Annotated in this window: 18 protein-coding genes and 1 pseudogene; 11 read left to right on the top strand and 8 right to left on the bottom strand. The window is 72.9% G+C overall.

The window, feature by feature from the left end:
• Positions 1-4: 4 nt before the first annotated feature.
• The 5 genes from murC to IE312_RS22060 all read left to right on the top strand — a co-directional run bounded on the left by murC (position 5) and on the right by IE312_RS22060 (position 4,442).
• Entirely contained in the window at positions 5-1,396 is a 1,392-nt protein-coding gene (murC, locus tag IE312_RS22080) for a UDP-N-acetylmuramate--L-alanine ligase (RefSeq protein ID WP_189984083.1), read from the top strand.
• Between the two features lie 19 nt (positions 1,397-1,415).
• Positions 1,416-1,823: a peptide-methionine (R)-S-oxide reductase MsrB gene (gene msrB, locus IE312_RS22075; RefSeq protein ID WP_189984082.1), complete on the top strand. Its 408-nt coding sequence runs from the start codon at positions 1,416-1,418 to the stop codon at positions 1,821-1,823.
• Between the two features lie 173 nt (positions 1,824-1,996).
• The gene (locus IE312_RS22070) at positions 1,997-3,127 is read left to right on the top strand and encodes an ABC transporter ATP-binding protein (RefSeq protein WP_189984081.1); all 1,131 of its coding nucleotides are present in this window, start codon (positions 1,997-1,999) and stop codon (positions 3,125-3,127) included.
• The gene (locus tag IE312_RS22065; protein ID WP_189984080.1) at positions 3,124-3,777 is read left to right on the top strand and encodes an ABC transporter permease; all 654 of its coding nucleotides are present in this window, start codon (positions 3,124-3,126) and stop codon (positions 3,775-3,777) included. The genes IE312_RS22070 and IE312_RS22065 overlap by 4 nt, the downstream gene beginning before the upstream one ends.
• Positions 3,774-4,442 (top strand): ABC transporter permease, encoded by a 669-nt coding sequence (locus tag IE312_RS22060; RefSeq protein ID WP_189984079.1) that lies wholly within the window; start codon positions 3,774-3,776, stop codon positions 4,440-4,442. Before IE312_RS22065 ends, IE312_RS22060 begins: the two co-directional genes overlap by 4 nt.
• A 3-nt stretch (positions 4,443-4,445) precedes the next feature.
• Here the strand turns inward: IE312_RS22060 and IE312_RS22055 are convergent, their stop codons facing one another.
• The 4 genes and pseudogenes from IE312_RS22055 to IE312_RS22040 form a co-directional block, all read right to left on the bottom strand.
• Entirely contained in the window at positions 4,446-5,048 is a 603-nt protein-coding gene (locus tag IE312_RS22055) for a GTP-binding protein (protein WP_189984078.1), read from the bottom strand.
• Positions 5,035-5,452 (bottom strand): annotated as a pseudogene (locus IE312_RS22050) (DUF742 domain-containing protein). Before IE312_RS22050 ends, IE312_RS22055 begins: the two are co-directional and overlap by 14 nt.
• 16 nt (positions 5,453-5,468) lie before the next feature.
• On the bottom strand, positions 5,469-5,945 hold the full coding sequence (locus IE312_RS22045; protein WP_189984076.1) for a roadblock/LC7 domain-containing protein: 477 nt from the start codon (positions 5,943-5,945) through the stop codon (positions 5,469-5,471).
• Positions 5,942-8,530, bottom strand: coding sequence for a sensor histidine kinase (locus IE312_RS22040; protein WP_189984075.1), 2,589 nt, complete (start codon positions 8,528-8,530; stop codon positions 5,942-5,944). The genes IE312_RS22045 and IE312_RS22040 overlap by 4 nt, the downstream gene beginning before the upstream one ends.
• 299 nt (positions 8,531-8,829) lie before the next feature.
• Between IE312_RS22040 and IE312_RS22035 the strand changes: the two genes are divergently transcribed.
• From IE312_RS22035 to IE312_RS22025, 4 genes are all read left to right on the top strand, one after another.
• Positions 8,830-9,789 (top strand): ABC transporter substrate-binding protein, encoded by a 960-nt coding sequence (locus tag IE312_RS22035; protein ID WP_189984074.1) that lies wholly within the window; start codon positions 8,830-8,832, stop codon positions 9,787-9,789.
• An 88-nt stretch (positions 9,790-9,877) separates the two neighbouring features.
• Complete coding sequence (locus IE312_RS41265) at positions 9,878-10,201, top strand: hypothetical protein (RefSeq protein WP_229900277.1); 324 nt, start codon at positions 9,878-9,880, stop codon at positions 10,199-10,201.
• A gap of 24 nt (positions 10,202-10,225) precedes the next feature.
• Positions 10,226-10,648, top strand: coding sequence for an aromatic amino acid lyase (locus tag IE312_RS22030; protein WP_370467584.1), 423 nt, complete (start codon positions 10,226-10,228; stop codon positions 10,646-10,648).
• A 168-nt stretch (positions 10,649-10,816) separates the two neighbouring features.
• Positions 10,817-12,205, top strand: coding sequence for an MFS transporter (locus IE312_RS22025; RefSeq protein WP_189984073.1), 1,389 nt, complete (start codon positions 10,817-10,819; stop codon positions 12,203-12,205).
• 149 nt (positions 12,206-12,354) lie between these two features.
• Here IE312_RS22025 and IE312_RS22020 read toward each other — a convergent pair whose 3' ends face one another.
• On the bottom strand, positions 12,355-12,810 hold the full coding sequence (locus tag IE312_RS22020; protein WP_189984072.1) for a tellurite resistance TerB family protein: 456 nt from the start codon (positions 12,808-12,810) through the stop codon (positions 12,355-12,357).
• A 194-nt stretch (positions 12,811-13,004) separates the two neighbouring features.
• On the opposite strand from IE312_RS22020, the gene IE312_RS22015 reads away from it, so the two are divergent.
• Entirely contained in the window at positions 13,005-13,373 is a 369-nt protein-coding gene (locus IE312_RS22015) for an ArsR/SmtB family transcription factor (RefSeq protein WP_189984071.1), read from the top strand.
• Between the two features lie 327 nt (positions 13,374-13,700).
• Here IE312_RS22015 and IE312_RS22010 read toward each other — a convergent pair whose 3' ends face one another.
• The gene (locus IE312_RS22010; RefSeq protein WP_229900276.1) at positions 13,701-14,180 is read right to left on the bottom strand and encodes a DUF6114 domain-containing protein; all 480 of its coding nucleotides are present in this window, start codon (positions 14,178-14,180) and stop codon (positions 13,701-13,703) included.
• A 5-nt stretch (positions 14,181-14,185) separates the two neighbouring features.
• Positions 14,186-14,884, bottom strand: a complete 699-nt coding sequence (locus IE312_RS22005) for a DUF6230 family protein (protein WP_189984070.1) — start codon at positions 14,882-14,884, stop codon at positions 14,186-14,188.
• Positions 14,885-15,523: 639 nt separating this feature from the next.
• Here IE312_RS22005 and IE312_RS22000 point away from each other — a divergent pair.
• On the top strand, positions 15,524-16,174 hold the full coding sequence (locus tag IE312_RS22000) for a Tat pathway signal sequence domain protein (protein ID WP_189984069.1): 651 nt from the start codon (positions 15,524-15,526) through the stop codon (positions 16,172-16,174).
• A gap of 18 nt (positions 16,175-16,192) precedes the next feature.
• Here IE312_RS22000 and IE312_RS41255 read toward each other — a convergent pair.
• Positions 16,193-16,749: lytic polysaccharide monooxygenase (locus tag IE312_RS41255; RefSeq protein WP_229900275.1), on the bottom strand; the 557-nt coding region annotated here is incomplete at its 5' end.

The raw sequence follows: 16,749 nt of genomic DNA, 5'->3' as shown, positions 1-16,749 counted from the left end.
ACGCATGGCACCCGGCCTTCCTACCGCCATGGACCGACCGCACTTCATCGGCATCGGCGGCGCCGGGATGTCGGGCATCGCCAAGATCCTCGCGCAGCGCGGGGCGAAGGTGGCCGGCAGTGACGCCAAGGAGTCGGCGACCGCCGAGGCGCTGCGGGCGCTGGGCGCGACCGTGCACATCGGGCACGCCGCCGAACACCTCGCCGACGACGCGAGCTGTGTCGTCGTCTCGTCCGCGATCCGCGAGGACAACCCGGAGCTGGCCCGCGCCGCCGAGCTGGGCATCCCGGTCGTGCACCGCTCCGACGCGCTGGCCGCGCTGATGACGGGGCTGCGGCCGATCGCCGTGGCGGGGACGCACGGCAAGACCACGACCACCTCGATGCTGGCCGTCTCGCTGACCGAGCTGGGCCTGGCGCCGTCGTACGCCATCGGCGGCGACCTGGACGCGCCCGGCTCCAACGCGCTGCACGGCGGGGGTGACATCTTCGTCGCCGAGGCGGACGAATCGGACCGCAGCTTCCACAAGTACGCGCCCGAGGTCGCCATCGTCCTCAACGTCGAGCTGGACCACCACGCCAACTACGCCTCGATCGACGAGATCTACGAGTCCTTCGAGACCTTCGTCGGCCGCGCCACCGAGGGCGGCACCCTGGTCGTCTCCGCCGACCACGAGGGCGCCCGGGAGCTGACCCGGCGCGTCGCCGGCCGCCCGGTGCGGGTGGTCACCTACGGCGAGGCCGAGGACGCCGACGTCCGCGTGCTGTCGATCGTCCCGCAGGGGCTCACGAGCCGGGTCACCGCGGTGCTCGACGGGCAGGAGCTGACCTTCACCGTCTCGGTGCCCGGCCGGCACTACGCCCTCAACGCCGTCGCCGCGCTCGCCGCCGGTGCCGCCCTCGGCGTCCCGGCCGCGGAACTGGCACCCGCGCTCGCCGCCTACACCGGCGTCAAGCGGCGCCTGCAGCTCAAGGGGGAGGCGGCCGGCGTCCAGGTCATCGACTCCTACGCCCACCACCCCACCGAGATGACGGCCGACCTGGAGGCCATGCGCGCCGCCGCCGGCGACGCCCGCATCCTCGTCGTCTTCCAGCCGCACCTGTTCTCCCGCACCCAGGAGCTGGGCAAGGAGATGGGGCAGTCGCTGGCCCTCGCCGACGCCTCGGTGGTGCTCGACATCTACCCGGCCCGCGAGGACCCGATCCCCGGGGTGACCAGCGAGCTGATCATCGAGGCCGCGCGGGCGGCCGGCGCCGACGTCACCGCCGTGCACGACAAGGCGGAGATCCCCGCGGTGATCGCGGGAATGGCCGGGCCCGGTGATCTCGTTATCACCATGGGCGCGGGTGACGTGACCGACCTGGGCCCGCTGATCCTGGACCGCCTGTCGCAGTAAGCAGAGGGGCTGAGAGCTCATGTCGTACGACGTCGAGAAGCCGGACGAGCAGTGGCGCGCGGAGCTGAACCCGGCCGAGTACGCCGTGCTGCGCCGGGCCGCCACCGAGCCGGCCTTCACCGGTGAGTACACGGACACCAAGACCAAGGGCGTGTACTCCTGCCGGGCCTGCGGCGCCGATCTGTTCACCTCCGACACCAAGTTCGAGTCGCACTGCGGCTGGCCGTCCTTCTACGACCCGAAGGACACCGACGCCGTGGAGCTGGTCGAGGACCGGTCCCACGGGATGGTCCGCACCGAGGTGCGCTGTGCCCGCTGCGGCTCCCACCTCGGGCACGTCTTCGCCGGCGAGGGCTACCCGACCCCCACCGACCAGCGGTACTGCATCAACTCGATCTCGCTGCGGCTGGTGCCCGAGGAGGGCTGAGCCGCCCGCCGGGTCCGGAAGCCCCCGGGCCCGGCTTCCCCTGACGCCATGTCACCGAGGGGAACCGGCGCTCTCCCCGGCCCGGCTCTCCCCGTCAAAGTGCTGAAACAGTCGCCGTCTAGACTCTCCCCGCACCAGCCCAGGATCGGTCGGCCCGAAGGGTACGCGGCGTTTTGATACGGATAGATGGAGTCACGAAGCGGTATCCCGACGGCACGGTCGCGGTCGACCGGCTGTCCCTGGAGATACCGGACCGCGCGATCACCGTCCTCGTCGGGCCCTCCGGCTGCGGCAAGACGACGACCCTGCGGATGATCAACCGGATGGTGGAGCCCACCGAGGGCAGCATCCTCCTCGACGGCCGGGACATCCGGCAGCAGCCGGTCAACACCCTGCGCCGGTCCATGGGGTACGTCATCCAGAACGCCGGCCTCTTCCAGCACCGCACCATCCTCGACAACATCGCCACCGTGCCCCGTCTGCTCGGCTGGACCAAGCAGAAGGCCCGGGCCCGGGCCGCCGAGCTGATGGAACGGGTGGGGCTCGACACCGCGCTGGCCAAGCGGTACCCGTACCAGCTCTCCGGCGGCCAGCAGCAGCGCGTCGGCGTGGCCCGCGCCCTCGCCGCCGACCCGCCGGTGCTGCTCATGGACGAGCCGTTCTCCGCCGTCGACCCCGTCGTCCGCAAGGGACTCCAGGACGAACTCCTGCGCATCCAGGACGAACTCGGCAAGACCATAGTCTTCGTCACCCACGACATCGACGAGGCGATCAAGCTGGGCACCAAGGTCGCCGTGCTGCGCACCGGCGGCCGGCTCGCCCAGTTCGCCCCGCCCGCCGAACTGCTGAGCGCGCCCGCCGACTCCTTCGTGGAGGACTTCCTCGGCGCCGACCGCGGTATCCGCCGGCTGTCGTTCTTCCCTTCCAGGGAACTGGAGTTGCAGACCGAGCCCATCGTCGCGATCGACGCCGGCGCCGACCGGCTCGCCTCCCGGGCCACGGCCCCCTACCTCCTCGTCACCGACCTCGACGGCAGGCCGCTCGGCTGGAGCGAGCCGGACCGGCTCACCGCCGGCGCCGTCGAACCCGACCGGCTGCTGGACTTCGGCCGGCCCTTCGTGCCGGGCACCGACTCGCTGCGCACCGCCCTCGACGGCGCCGTGCTCTCCCCGACCGGCTGGGCGGTCGCCGTGGACGGCGAGGGACGCGCCGTCGGCGTCGTCTCCCAGCAGGTCATCGGCGAAGCCATCCGCGCCGCCCACGGCCGGGTGGCCGAGCAGGCCGACGTGGGGGCCGGTCGATGAACGGCTTCTTCGACCTCCCGAGCGACCTCCAGCACAGCTACCTCGGCCTCGTCGGGCTCCACCTGCGCGAGGCCCTGCTGCCGGTGCTGGCCGGACTGCTCGTCTCGCTGCCCATCGCCCAGCTGTGCGTGCGGTTCCGCTGGATCTACCCGCCCGTCCTCGGCATCACCACGGTCCTCTACGCCATCCCCTCGCTCGCCTTCTTCGTCGTCCTCATCGACTACTTCGGGCAGAGCGAGACCACGGTGATGATCCCGCTCGCCCTCTACAGCCTGGTGGTGCTGGTCCCCGCGATCGTGGACGGGGTCCGCTCGGTGCCACCGGAGACCCTGGCCGCCGCCCAGGCCATGGGCCTCGGACCCGTACGCCGTTATTTCCAGGTCCAGTTGCCCATCGCCGTACCCGCCATCGTGGCCGGGCTGAGGGTGGCGGCGGTGTCCAGCATCTCCCTGGTCAGCGTCGGCATGCTCATCGGCAACCAGGGTGCCCTCGGCAACATGCTGTGGAACGCCCAGACCTACCACCGGCCCGCGCTGGCCGTGAACTCGGTGCTGACCATCGCGGTGCTGGGCATCCTCGTCGACGCCGCGCTGGTCGTCGTACGCCTCCTGCTCACCCCCTGGATGCCGCGGAAGGGGGCCGCCCGGTGAACGTCCTGAACTTCGCGCACGCCTTCTTCAGCGACGGTGCCCACTGGCACGGCTACGACGGCATCCCCACCCGGTTCTCCGAGCACGTCCAGTACTCGCTGGAGGCCCTGCTGATCGCCGCCGCGATCGGGCTGCCCGTCGGCCTGCTCACCGGGCACTACGGCCGCGGTGGCAACGCCCTCGCGCTCGTCGCCACCGCCGGCCGGGCGCTGCCCAGCTTCGGTCTGCTGGTGCTGATGTTCATCTGGCTCGGCTTCGGCATGCTGCCGGTGATGATTCCGCTGGTCGTGCTCGCCGTACCGCCGATCCTGGTCACCACCTACGAGGCGGTCCGCTCCGTCGACCCCTCCCCGGTGGACGCGGCCCGGGGCATGGGGATGCCCGAGGCGCGCGTGCTGCTCCAGGTCGAGGTGCCGGTCGCGCTCCCGCTGATCCTGAGCGGACTGCGCACCGCGGCCATCCAGATCGTCTCCACCGCCACCATCGCCGCCTACATCAGCTTCGGCGGCCTGGGCCGGTACATCATCGACGGCCTCTACCAGCGCGACTACGAGAAGGTCATCGGCGGCGCCACCCTCGTCGCCGGTCTCGCCCTCGCCACCCTCGCCGTGTTCTGGGCGGTCAGCCGGCTCACGGTGTCGCCGGGGGTGCGCCGCAGCGGCTGACGGTCACCGCTCGGTGCGGGCCAGCGCCAGTTCGAGTACGACGAGCAGCGCGTCCCGCACCGAGCCCCGCTGCCGGGCGTCGAACACCACCACCGGCACCCCGGCGGAGACGTTCAGCGCCCAGCGGACCTCCTCCATGGAGTGCTCCACCCGGCCGTCGAAGGCGTTCACGGCGACGGCGAACGGGATGCCCTTGTGCTCGAAGTAGTCGACGGCCGCGTAGCAGTCGTCCAGCCGGCGGGTGTCGACGATGACCAGACCGCCGACCGCGCCCTCCACGATGTCGTCCCACATGAACCCGAACCGCTCCTGGCCGGGCGTGCCGAACAGGTACAGCTTCAGCGTCGGGTCGATGGTGAGGCAGCCGAAGTCCATCGCCACGGTCGTCGTGGTCTTGCGCGGGGTGTGCGTGAGGTCGTCGACGCCGGCCGCGACCTCGGTGATCGAGGCCTCCGTGGTCAGCGGCTCGATCTCCGAGATCGCGCCGACGGCCGTGGTCTTGCCCACGCCGAAACCACCCGCGATCACCATCTTGACCGGCAGCGGCGGCCGTACGGCCGCCGGCGCGGCCGGGCCCCGGGCCGGCAGCGGTTCAGTCGGTGTCACTCGGTACCCCTCGGGGAGTCGGGGACGGCCCGCAGGCCATCGATAACCCTGCGCAGGACGGAGGCATCGCGCGTGGCCTCGGCGTCCGGTACGTACACCGCCAGCCGGCCCTCCTCGCGCAGGTCCTCGGCCAGGACGCGGACCACGTTCAGGTGCAGCCGCAGCCGGGCCGCGAGTTCCGCGATCGACTGCGGCAGCCGGCAGGCGGCCACGATGTCGTGCTGCTCGAAGGAGAGCCGGCCGAGCGCGTCGAGCCCTTCGGCGGTCGCGACCACCTGGGTCTCCACGGGCAGCGCCCGGACGGAGGCGGCGTCCGCGACCCGGCCGGCGGTGACCAGGTACGGCCGTACGGCGGGGGCGGGGCCGACCGGGTCCGGGCCCGGCGGCGGGATGCCGTCCGCCATGGGAGGGTTCTCCTTCTCAGCGGGCCGACGCCGCGCCGACGGTGTTCTTCAGCTCCAGCACGAGCTGCGGGCTGAGCGCGGCACCGGCGCGGTTGGCGAACAGCGTCATCTCGTAGGCGATGTTGCCGAGCTTGGCCTCCTTGTCCGTGACGACGCCGAGCACGGCGCCGCTGCCGATCGCGGAGACGAGGACGTGTCCGCCCTCCAGATCGATGATGACCTTGTTCAGGCCGCCCAGTCCGTAGTTGCCGGAGGCGCCCGCGGCCAGGCTGGTGATGCCGGACACGATCGCCGCGAGCCGCTCCGAGTCGGCGTGCTCGCGCAGTTGCGACACCGCGATCAGCAGGCCGTCGGAGGACACGGCGATCGCGTCGACGACACCGGCGGTCTCGGTCGCGAAGCGGTTCAGCAGCCAGGTGAAGTCGGCCGCGGCGGCCCGCAGGTCGGCCGGCACGCTGCCGCCCGTCGGGCTGTCACCTGTGGACGTGCTCACTGCTCGGCTCCTTCCGGAAGGTGGTTCGGGTGGTGGGGCGGGTGCGGGTGCGGGTGGGGCTGCGGGTGCGCGGTGTCGGCGGTGCCGTCCGGGCGGGAGGAGCCGCCCGTGCCGGCGTCCCGTCGGGCGCGTTCCACGGCCTGCTCGAACTCCTCCAGCTCACTGCGGACGGCCTCCGCGTCCAGCGGCCGCACGGCCTGCGGCACGGTCGGCGCCGCACCGGCGGTCGCCTGCAGCGTGGCCCCGCGCACCCGGCGGCGCAGGGGGCGGCCGGAGGAGGGGGAGGCGGAGGAGGGCGGTGCGGTGGGCCCGGTCCGGCCCGGGACGGGCTCGCCGGGCCGGCTCTCCCCTGCGAGGTCCCCGGACTCGCTCGCGGTGCCCTCGGCCGGACGGGCCGTGGCCTGGGGGGTGCGGGGAGTCCGGCGGGGGAGCGGACCTGCGTGCTCCGCGCGCACGGGCTGGTCGGGCGTGGTGCCGTCGGCCGAGGCCTTCGCGTGCGCGATGTCCGGTGCCGGGCCGGTGCGTCCGGGTGCTGATGCCGGGCCGGTGGGTGCTGGTGCCGGACTGGCGGGTGCGGGTGCCCGTGTCGGCGCCGGTGCCGTGGTGGCCGGTGTGCCCGTCCCCGGGCTCGGCGACAGCAGCAGCGCGGCCGGCAGCGTCACCTCCGCCGTCACACCCCCGCCCGGTGTCCGGGTCAGCTCGACCCCGATCTCCCAGCGGCGCGCCAGCGCACCGACCACGAACAGGCCCAGAACCTTCGTCGGCACCAGGTCCAGACGTTCCCGGCGGATCAGCCGGGCGTTCTCCTCGGCGAGCCGCTCCGCGCTCATCCCGAGGCCGTGGTCGGTGACCACGACGTGCGCGCCCTCGGCGCCGATGCGGACGGTGACCTCGACGGGGCTGCCCTCGGGTGAGAACGACACCGCGTTCTCCAGCAGTTCGGCCGTCATCAGCGTGAGGTCGCCGATGACGTCCGGCTCGACCAGGGCGTCCGACGCGGCGTACAGCCGTACCCGCTGGTAGCCCTCGATCTGTCCGAGCGCCGCCCGGACCACGGTGGACAGCGCGGTCGGGCCCGCGTCCAGCACGGCCTCGCGGATACCGGCCAGCAGCATCAGGCTGTCGGCGTTGCGGCGCAGCCGTACCGCGATGTGGTCGATGGAGTACAGGCGTTCCAGCAGCGCCGGGTCGGTCTCCCCGCGCTCGACGGCGTCGATCAACGCCAGTTGCCGGGTGGTCAGGTTGCTCACCCGGCGGCCGACGTTGCCGAACATCTCGGCGGTGTTGCGGCGGCTGAGCACCTGGCGTTCCAGCAGCGCGGCGGCGGTCGTCTGCACCCGGTTGAAGGCCGCCGCCAGGTCGCCGATCTCGTCGCGGGCCGTGACCGGTACATCCCGCAGCCGGGGCGGCCCGTCGTCCTCGGCGTCGTCGTCGGCCACCCGGGCCAGCTCGCGCCCGGCCACCTCGGCGACCTCCCGCGCCGCCCCGGTGAGCGCCTGCACGGGCCGGACCACCGAGCGGCGCACCAGCACCGCGAAGGCGAGCCACAGCGCGAACGCGACCAGCGCGCCGCTCAGCAGCAGGCCGGCCCGCCACCGGGCGGAGTCGGCGGCCGTGTCGGCCCGGTCCGCGATCTGGCCGATCAGCGCGGTGGTGATCCTCAGCCGGGCGGTCGCCTGTTCGGGGTAGGCGGGATAGTCGCCCAGCGCGTCCCGCACCGCCCGCCGCAGCGCCGCTTGATCGTCGGTCTGCAACCGGCCGACTCCGACCTGGAGTTCGGCGTACGCCTCGGCGATCTCCCGTTGCGCTCGGGTGTGTTCGACCTCGGCGAGCCGCGCGGCCTGCGCCTCGGTGGCGAACCGGCCGAAACGCTCGGCCTGGTGGGTGTAGAGGTCGTAGGCGCCGACCGCGTTGGTGAACTCGATCAGCGCGTTGGTGTCCCCGGTGGTGGCGGCGAACACGTTGGTCTCGAAGGCGCCGTGGGCCGCGTCGGCGCGCAGCAGGGAGTCCAGCAGGCTGCCGGTGAACGTCTCGGCGAGGTCGGCGTTGCGGTCCAGTAGGAGGCCGTCGATGAGGCTCTCGGCGGCACCCGCGTAGGCCGGGTCGATGTTGTCGGCCGGCAGGTACGACTGCTCCACCGAGGCGCGCAGGCTGCTCAGGCCCGCAAGACCGCGCAGGGCCTGCGCCTCGCTGCGCGGCAGCCGGTCACCGAAGGATGCGCGCACCTCGGCCACCTGGGTGTCCACCGCGTGCTGGGCCGCGCGGTAGGCGGTCGTCGAGGCGCGCGCGTCCCCGGACTCGTAGCGCGTCGAGAGCAGGATGGCCTGCTGGTGCTCGGCCTCCACCCGGTCCACCAGCCGCGCCACCTGCGCGCTGTCCCGGACCAGCCGGGCCGCGGCGGCGGCGCTGGACGACTGCTGCACCAGGTCGGTGATGAGGTAGGCGAGCAGGCCGGCGATGACCGCGAGGGGGACGCCGACGAGCAGGTTGAGTTTGCGCCGGAAGGGCCAGCGGTCGGCGAATGCCCGTGCCCCGCCCCGGACGGGGGCGTGCCGGGCGGGCGCGTCCACCTCGTTAGTGGACACCGGGCCTCCTTCGTGGGTGTCCTGCTCCGGGTGACGTCGCTCCCGGACCTCCCTGGCGCCGCGGGCCCCGTCGCCCTCGGAACGCCTGTGTTCACGACACCGAAGCGGGCCCCGTACACCGCTGTGGTCGATACCAACTGGGCCGAGACTACAGCCCGCTTGGGGGAACGATCAGCTCAGCTTTCATCAAGAATCCGTTACAAAGGCACCGCTCTCCGTGCACAAGCAGTCGCAGATCGAGGCCAATCGGTGATCTGCGGGGCTTGACTCACCGAGAACCGGCTGGATTGGATCGGTGGGTGACTTACACGACCCACATCCGCAGGTCCATCCGGAGGAACCGAGGCGCGGCGGCCGTCGCCCTCGCGGCGGCGACGGCTCTGCTGGCGGGCTGTTCCTCCAAGGACGACAACGCCGACAACCCCCTCACGGAGAACAAGGCGAGCGGCGACAGCGTGGTCGTCGGATCCAACAACTTCCCCGAGAGCACCCTGCTCGCCGACATCTACGGCGAGGCCCTCAAGGCCAAGGGGATCAAGGTCACGTACAAGCCGAACATCGGCAGCCGCGAGACCACCTACGGGCTGATCAAGAACGGTTCCATCTCGGTCCTGCCCGAATACAACGGCGCGCTGCTGGCCTACCTCGACCCGAAGGCCACCCCGAAGACCCTCGGTCAGACCACGGACGCCATCAACGCCAAACTGGACTCCAAGCTCACGGTGCTGAAGCCGGCGGCGGCGGAGACCAAGGACTCGGTCACCGTCAACGCGGCCACCGCGAAGAAGTACCACCTGACCGGGAACTCCACCATCGCCGACCTGAAGGACGTCGCCGGGGACCTCGTCTTCGGCGCCTCGCCGGAGTTCCAGACCCGGCAGCAGGGGCTGGTGGGGCTGAAGTCCGTCTACGGCCTGGAGTTCAAGTCCTTCAAGGCGCTGGACGCGGGCGGCCCGCTCACGCTGGCGGCGCTGAAGAAGGACGCCGTGCAGGCCGCGGACATCTTCACCACCGACGCGAACATCACCAAGGAGAAGTTCGTCGTCCTCCAGGACCCGAAGAACCTCTTCGGCTTCGAGAACGTCCAGCCGCTCGCCTACAAGAGCGCGCTGCCCCAGAAGGGCGTCGACGCGCTCGACGCCGTCTCCGCCAAGCTCGACACCGCGACCCTGATGAAGCTGGACACCCAGGTGCAGGCGGGGAACAAGGACCCGCTGGACGTCGCGCAGGCCTGGCTGAAGTCCGTCGGGCTCGCCTGACACCGACCCACCGACCCACCCACCGACCGGCCGCCCGGCTCGCCCGCACGACCCGTCCGAACGACACGCCGGAACGACCGGAACGACCGTGGACACGCAGACGCGGGTGCCCCCCGACCCCGGGGGCGCCCGCGTCGTGCTCGACGGGCATGCCCTCATCCTGCCCGCCCTGGTCCGGCTCGCCGACGCCGTGGCCGTACCCGCCGTCGGCCCCGGCGCCCTGGAGCGGGTCCGCCGCGCCCGCGTGGCGGCCGACCGGCTCGCCGCGACGGGCCGCTGGTACGGCCGCGGCACCAACTGTCCCACCGAGAACCCCGTGCCGGCCCCCGACGGCCACCTCTGCCACCACGGCGGCTTCTTCGCCGCCCCCCTCGCCCTGGCGCTGGACGGTCTGAACCTGGCCCTGCTGTAGAACGCGCAGCTCTCCGCCGCCCGCCTGTCCGCGCTCAGCCGTCCCGATCTCACCGGCCTGCCGGCCTTCCTCGCCGGCGGCCCGCCCGGCAGCTCCGGCACGATGATCCTGGAGTACACCGCCAACTCGGCGCTGGGCGAGCTCCGTTCGACCGCGGTCGCACCGGCCTCCGCCGGGCACGCCGTCCTCTCCCACGGGCTGGGGGAGGCCGCCGGCTTCGCCGGCCAGGCGGCTCGCCAGGCGGAACGGGCCGGCGCCGCCCACGCCACCGCGCTCGCCTGCGAACTCCTTGCCGCCGTCCGTGCGTCGCGCCTCCACCCCGCACCCCCGGCCGTCCCGGCCTTCTCCCTCGCCGCCTCCGTACTCCCGGCCGGCCTGGAGGACCGCCCGCTGAGCGGAGACATCGCGACGGCGACCGAACTGCTGCCCCTTCTGGCCGCGTTGTGAGCGGGATCCGCGCCTGCGCTCCCGCTCGTGCCGGTTTCCCGCGCGAAGGGCGCCGACGGTGGAGGAAAACCGCGCACCCGCCGCTCCTGACGGTCTCCGCCCACCTCTCACTCCCACGCTGACCGCAGACCGGTCCCGACCCGGTCCCGTAGCGCGAGAGGAATCCCCATGACCCTGGACCGCACCATGGTCGTCACCCCGTACCCGCACCGCTGGCCCGCCCTGGTCGCCCTGCTGCTGGGCGAGGCCATGAACCTGCTGGACGCCACCGTCGTCCAGGTGGCCGCCCCCGCCATCCACGCCGATCTCGGCGGACCCGTCTCGCTGGTGCAGTGGTTCGGCGCCGCCTACACCCTGCCGTTCGCGGTGCTGCTGCTCACCGGTGGCCGGCTCGGCGACATCGCCGGCCGGCGCCGGATGTTCGTCCTCGGCGTCACCGCGTTCGCGGTCGCGTCCACGGCCTGCGCCCTGGCGCCTTCGGCAGGCCTGCTGATCGGCTTCCGCGCGGTTCAGGGCGCGGCGGCCGCGTTGATCGTTCCGCAGACCATCGGGCTGATCAAGGCGATGTTCGACGGGGAGGAGACGGCGAAGGCGCTGGGCAGCATCGGCCCGGTGATGGGGCTCGCCGCCGTCTGCGGGCCCGTCGTCGGCGGTGTGCTCACCCACGCCGACCTGTTCGGTTCCTCGTGGCGGGCCGCGTTCCTGGTGAACGTGCCGGTGGCCGCCGTCGTGCTGGCGCTCGCCCCGAAGCTGCGGGAGGACCGCGCCCCGCACCGCCCCGCGCTGGACTGGCCGGGCACCGCCCTGGCCGCGCTCGGCACCGGGCTCGTCGTCCAGCCGCTGATCGGCACCGACCTCGGCCACCCCACCCCTCGCGACGGGGTGTTGCCGCTGGCGGGACTGCTCGTCCTCGCCGGCTTCGCCGTCCAGCAGCGGCGGTCGGCCCGCCCGCTGCTGGAGCCCAGCCTGTTCGCACGGCGCGGCTTCCCGGCCGCACTCGTCACCTCCACCGCCTTCTTCGCGGTGACCAACGGTCTGTCGATGGTCGTGGTCCTCCAGCTGCAACTCGGCGCCCACACCGGCGTGCTGACGGCCGGCCTGAGCCTGCTGCCCTGGTCCGCCGGGCTCGCCGCCGCCTCCTGGCTGGCGGGCTCCCGGCTGGTACGACGGTACGGGCGCCGTCTGATGCCGTACGGGCTCGCCGTGCTGCTGGCCGGTCTGCTCGCCGCCGTCGGCGCCTATGCGACGGCCACGCCCGGCCGCTACCCGACGGCCCTGCTGCCCGCCCTCGCCCTCGTCGGAGTCGGCACCGGCCTGTTCACCCCCGCCTTCTTCACCCTCGCCCTGCGACCGCTGCGCCCGCAGGAGATCGGCTCCGCGGCCGGGCTGCTCAACGCGGTCCAGCAACTCGGCGCCACGCTGGGCGTCGCCCTCCTCGGCAGCGTCTACCTCACCGGCACGGACCTGGACGCGGCGCGCACCGCCTGCTGGACGGCCACGGCCCTGGTGGGCGTGGCCTGGGCGGCGAGTGGACGGGTGGGCGCGGCCGCCTCTTGACCGGGGCGTGCTCGGCCCGTGCCCGGCCGGCTCGTCGAGGGACCCGGTGGGAGGGGCCCCGTGGGCGAGGCCCGGAACGGCCGCGCCGGGCGGACCGGGCCCCGTGGCACTGGACCCGGCTGCCCGGCTGTCCGGCCGGCCGGGTGCGGTCAGAGGTCGAACTCGTGCGGGGGCAGGTCCAGCGTGTAGCACGCCTCGCGCACCACGGCCCGCTCGTCCTTGTCGAAATCGCCGTCAGCGCCGCCGATGACGATGCCGATCTGGACGACGGCCCGTGCCTCGGCGGGCTTCTTCTTCGCCTTGGCGACCTCCTGCAGGACGCTCACCTTGCCGAAGGCGAAGTCCGCCGTCAGCTTGTCCAGGTTCTCCTCGAAGCGGCGGCGCAGGTCGTCCGCCGGGAAGTTCTGCAGCACCTCGTTCGTGGAGATGAGCTGGGCCACCCGCTGCCGCTCCGCGGGGTCCACCGTGCCGTCGGCGGCGGCCACGAGCGCGCACATGGCCATGCTGGCATCGCGGAACGCGCCGCTCTTGAGGTCGTTCTTCTTCGCCACCAACTGGGTCTGCATCTGCGACGCGGACTCCTTGATGCGGTCCCACAGGGCCATGCGTGCTCCTTCTCATCGGCCGCCCGATACTCCGGCAGCACCGGCGGCGACTTCTCCGGCGACGTAGAACATTATTTCTACAGCGCTGTAGAAACGAACGGGGCGGCCGGGAAGTTCCCGAGATCTAGACTGAGTCTCCGCACACGGCGGACACAGCCGGAGCACAGCGACGACACAACGGGAGGAAGGCGACAGTGGCGACAGCGCCCGGCACCGGCCACCAGGACCCCTCCGCCGACGTGTTCGCCGAGGCGGCCGCCGCCTTCGGGCTGCTCGCCGCGCCCGCCCGGCTGCACATCGTGTGGGCGCTGACCCAGGGCGAGAGCGACGTGACCCGGCTCGCCCAGCGCGTCGGCGGCGCGCTGCCCGCCGTCAGCCAGCACCTGGCCAAGCTCAAACTCGCCGGGCTCGTCCGCTCCCGCCGCGAGGGCCGCCGCCAGGTGTACTTCGTCGACACCGCCGACCAGGCCGCCGTGGTCGAGGCCGTCCGCCTCCTCGTCGGCCGGCGCACCGAGCACGGGACGCCCGCCGTCGTCCCGGCCCGCCGGCTGCGTGGCCTGTGAACCTCTGACCGGCACCGCGCTCCAGGAGGCGCGGCGCCTGGGAGACCGGCCCCCGCGCACTCACCGGCGCCGAGGCCGCCGCGCGGCTCGTCGCGGTCACGAGAACACCCCGCCGACCCGCGCACCCCTTCCTGGCCCGTCCGCCGGGCGCGCGGCCGTCGGCCGCGTGCCGCGCGCGGCACGCGAGCGCCGCGCCGACCGGGCCCCGGCGGCCCTGCCTGCACGCGTCACCGGCACGGCCACCGTGCTGCGTCGCGCCGACGACCTGGTCCCCGCCGACGTGCGACCGCCGGGTGTGTTCCGGCACGCCCCCGTCGGGGACTTCCGCTACGAACGCCCCGGCAGCACGGAGGATCCGGGCGTACCCTCCGCGTCCTCCCCGGCCCGGCCGTGCGCCGAGGAGCGCGCCTGCTTGCGCCGTGCGCGGCGCCCGACGCGCGGTTCCTGGTCGGGGAGCCAGCCGAAGGCGAGGCAGCTGCCGGTGGCGCCGAGGAGGAGGCCGATGAAGAAGCCGCCCAGATTGGAGGTGAGCCAGGTCCCCAGGGAGATCAGGACGCCCGTGATGGAGTAGAAGAGCCGCTGGGAAGGGTTGAAGAGGATCAGCAAGCCCAGCAGCACCATGAGTACCGGCAGCAGATAGCCGGCCAGGCCCTGCATGCCGATGTGCAGCACGACCTTCAGCGAGGCCTTCTCGGTGAGCAGGATCTCGCCGCCGCCGAGGGCGAGCAGCAGCCCGCCCCAGAACGGCCGGCGGGCCCGCCATCCGCGGAAGGCGGGCCTCGCTCCCCGGCGCGGGCGGTCCGCCACGGTGCTCAGCAGCCCGAGCCGCTGAAGCGCAGCTTCAGACCCGGCAGCTTGAACACGCCTGCCGTCGTCGCGTAGTTGGTCTGTCGCAGGTGGGCGATGCGCACGGTGTCGGCCTGCTGGCTGAAGACGCCGATCGGGCCCTTCACGCCCGCCTTGGTCAGCGTGCTGGCGTCGTTGCCGATCTCGATGTTGTTGAACGCCGCGTCACCCGTCAGCTCGGTGGAGTCGGTGGTCAGGTCGGTCGCGCTGACCTTCTCCGCGCCGCTGCCCGCCGTGATCAGCAGGTTGGTGCCGCCGAGGTCGACGCTCTGGCACAGCTTGGTGAGCGTGGCGTGCTTGATCGCGGAGGTGACGATGAGCACCTGGCCGCCGGAGTCCCCGGCGTTCGGGCTGCCCTCCGCCATGTTGTCGAGTCCGCCGAACTGCTCGAACCCGGTGCCGTTCAGCTCGGTCGCGGTGACCGTGAACGGCATGCCGGAGATGGCGAACTGCACGCCCAGTGCGCCCTGCGCGGTGAGGACCGCGAGGCCGGCGGCGACCAGCGTGGCGGGTACCGCCATCACCGCGGCCCGGCGTGCCCGGACGCGTCCCCGTCTCTCGCCGCCGGCGTGGATGCCGGCGGCGTTCGGGGCGTCGGAGGAGGTGTCGCTCCCCGGGTTCTCGGGGGTGTTGCCGGCGGACGGGAGGTCCGGGGACGAGGCCATGTCTGCTCCCATGGGCATGGATCAATGCGGGTTGGGCTTCAGTGGCGCGGTGTCCTGGCGCGGACAGCGGATGCCGCGCACGCCTCCTCGCAACTCCCGGCGGGCGCAAGGGCTTTCTCGTTACGCGGCAGTAGCCTCCGAGGAAGTTACCGCCGGTTACATTGAAGGGTCAAGGGAGTTGTGAAAAGAGGGTGTCGGATGTGCGGGTGCCCGTACTCGCCTGCTACAACTCGCTACTGCCACCTTGACTCTGACGGTTGATCAGGTCTACAACTTCCCCTGTTTCCCCGGATCCGTGGCGCCGGATCCGGCAGGCGGCCCCCGTCGCGCCGTCGGCGCGACGCCGGCCGCACCCCGCGGCACCGACCGCGTTCCCGGCCTCGTCACGGCAAGCGCTCCACCTCGCACAGCGGCACCGGCACGGTCGTTCACCTCTTCGTCCCGTGCCCGGCCGCCCCCTTGCCCGGCCCGGCCGGAGGTCTTCCCCCGAGGCCCCCGGCCGGTGCCCGGTGTGCCGCCGGCGCGGGACCGCCGCGTACGGAGAAGGCGCTACGGACCCGCGCCGGCGGCACCGCCCGCACCACCCGCCACCCCCCACCTCACCTCAGCCGTCCCCCCACACAGGAAAGAGGCACCCGCATGCGCACGCGCTCCCTCCTCGCCCTCGCCGGCGCCGCCACGGCGCTCACCCTCACCTGGGCCACCCCGGCCTCCGCGGCGAGCGCCGTCCTGACCACCGGCAGCGCCGGCGGTACCGCGGCCGCCGTCGGCGACACCCTCACCGCACCGCTCGCCTCCGGCACCACCGCCACCTTCTACTCCAGTGCGACCGGCACCAGCGGTGTGAAGTGCACGGGGTCCCAGTTCACCGCCCAGGTCACCGGCAACCCGACCGCGCCCGGCACGGCCACCGAGTCCGTCACCGCGCACACCTTCGCCAGCAACACCTGTTCCAGCAACGTCACCGGTGTCCTCGGTGTCAACGGCATCACCATCAACAACCTGCCGTACTCGGCGACGATCACGTCGGCCGGGACCCTCACCGTCTCGCCGCCGAGCGGTTCCGTCATCCAGGCCACGGTCCAGCTGCGCACCCTGCTGGGCACCGTCACCTGCGTCTACCAGGCGCCCGGCCTGATCGGCAAGGCGGACAACGCCGACAGCAGCATCACCTTCACCAACCAGCAGTTCACCAAGAGCTCCGGCTCGTCGCTGTGCTTCGCCAACGGCTACTTCACGGCCAAGTACGCGCCCGTCACCGATGCCGGTGCGCGGGTGTACGTCAACTGACCGAACCGAGCGTCCGGTTCAGCGGTGTCGTGGACGCTGTAGCCGGAGGAACAGGGCGGCGCCACCGGTGAGTAGCAGCACCGCGGTGGCGCCGCCCGCCAGCATCGGCGCCGAGGGCCCCGAACCGCCCCGCGTGGCCTGCGCGACGGGCGTCCCGTCGGCGGTGGTGCTCCCGGCCCGCCCCGTGCCGCCGCGCGCGGCGGGAGCCGCGCCGCCCGTCGCGCGACCCCGGGCCGGCGGGACCTGCGCGGCCGGCGAATCCTGCGCGGGCGCCGGGGTCCGGGCCGGTGCCGAAGTCGCCTTCCCCGCCGCCCCCTTGGTTCCGGTGGCCTTCCCGCGCTCCGGGAACACCACGTCGGAGCATGAGTAATAGGTGTCCGGCGTACTGGTGTTCTGCCAGATCGTGTAGAGCACGTGGTGCCCCGTCCGGTCGGCCGGCAGTGTGGCGTTCATCCGGTACGCCCCGCCGCGCAGTGGCGGGTCCGTCACCTCGGCGAAGGGCCGCTCCGGCAGGTCCGACCAGGTCAGCGGCTTCGAGGGGTCGTAACCCTGCTTGGTCAGGTACAGCCTGAACG

The organism is Streptomyces capoamus (genome assembly GCF_014654935.1).
GTDB lineage: Bacteria > Actinomycetota > Actinomycetes > Streptomycetales > Streptomycetaceae > Streptomyces > Streptomyces capoamus.
Note: the sequence above shows the minus strand (reverse complement) of the source record. Positions and strands in the feature narration are given on the sequence as shown.

Coding starts and splice junctions, on each gene's coding strand:
- murC (WP_189984083.1), top strand. CDS start 5: ATGGCACCCGGCCTTCCTACCGCCATGGACCGACCGCACTTCATCGGC.
- msrB (WP_189984082.1), top strand. CDS start 1,416: ATGTCGTACGACGTCGAGAAGCCGGACGAGCAGTGGCGCGCGGAGCTG.
- IE312_RS22065 (WP_189984080.1), top strand. CDS start 3,124: ATGAACGGCTTCTTCGACCTCCCGAGCGACCTCCAGCACAGCTACCTC.
- IE312_RS22025 (WP_189984073.1), top strand. CDS start 10,817: ATGACCCTGGACCGCACCATGGTCGTCACCCCGTACCCGCACCGCTGG.
- IE312_RS22020 (WP_189984072.1), bottom strand. CDS start 12,810: ATGGCCCTGTGGGACCGCATCAAGGAGTCCGCGTCGCAGATGCAGACC.
- IE312_RS22005 (WP_189984070.1), bottom strand. CDS start 14,884: ATGGCCTCGTCCCCGGACCTCCCGTCCGCCGGCAACACCCCCGAGAAC.
- IE312_RS22000 (WP_189984069.1), top strand. CDS start 15,524: ATGCGCACGCGCTCCCTCCTCGCCCTCGCCGGCGCCGCCACGGCGCTC.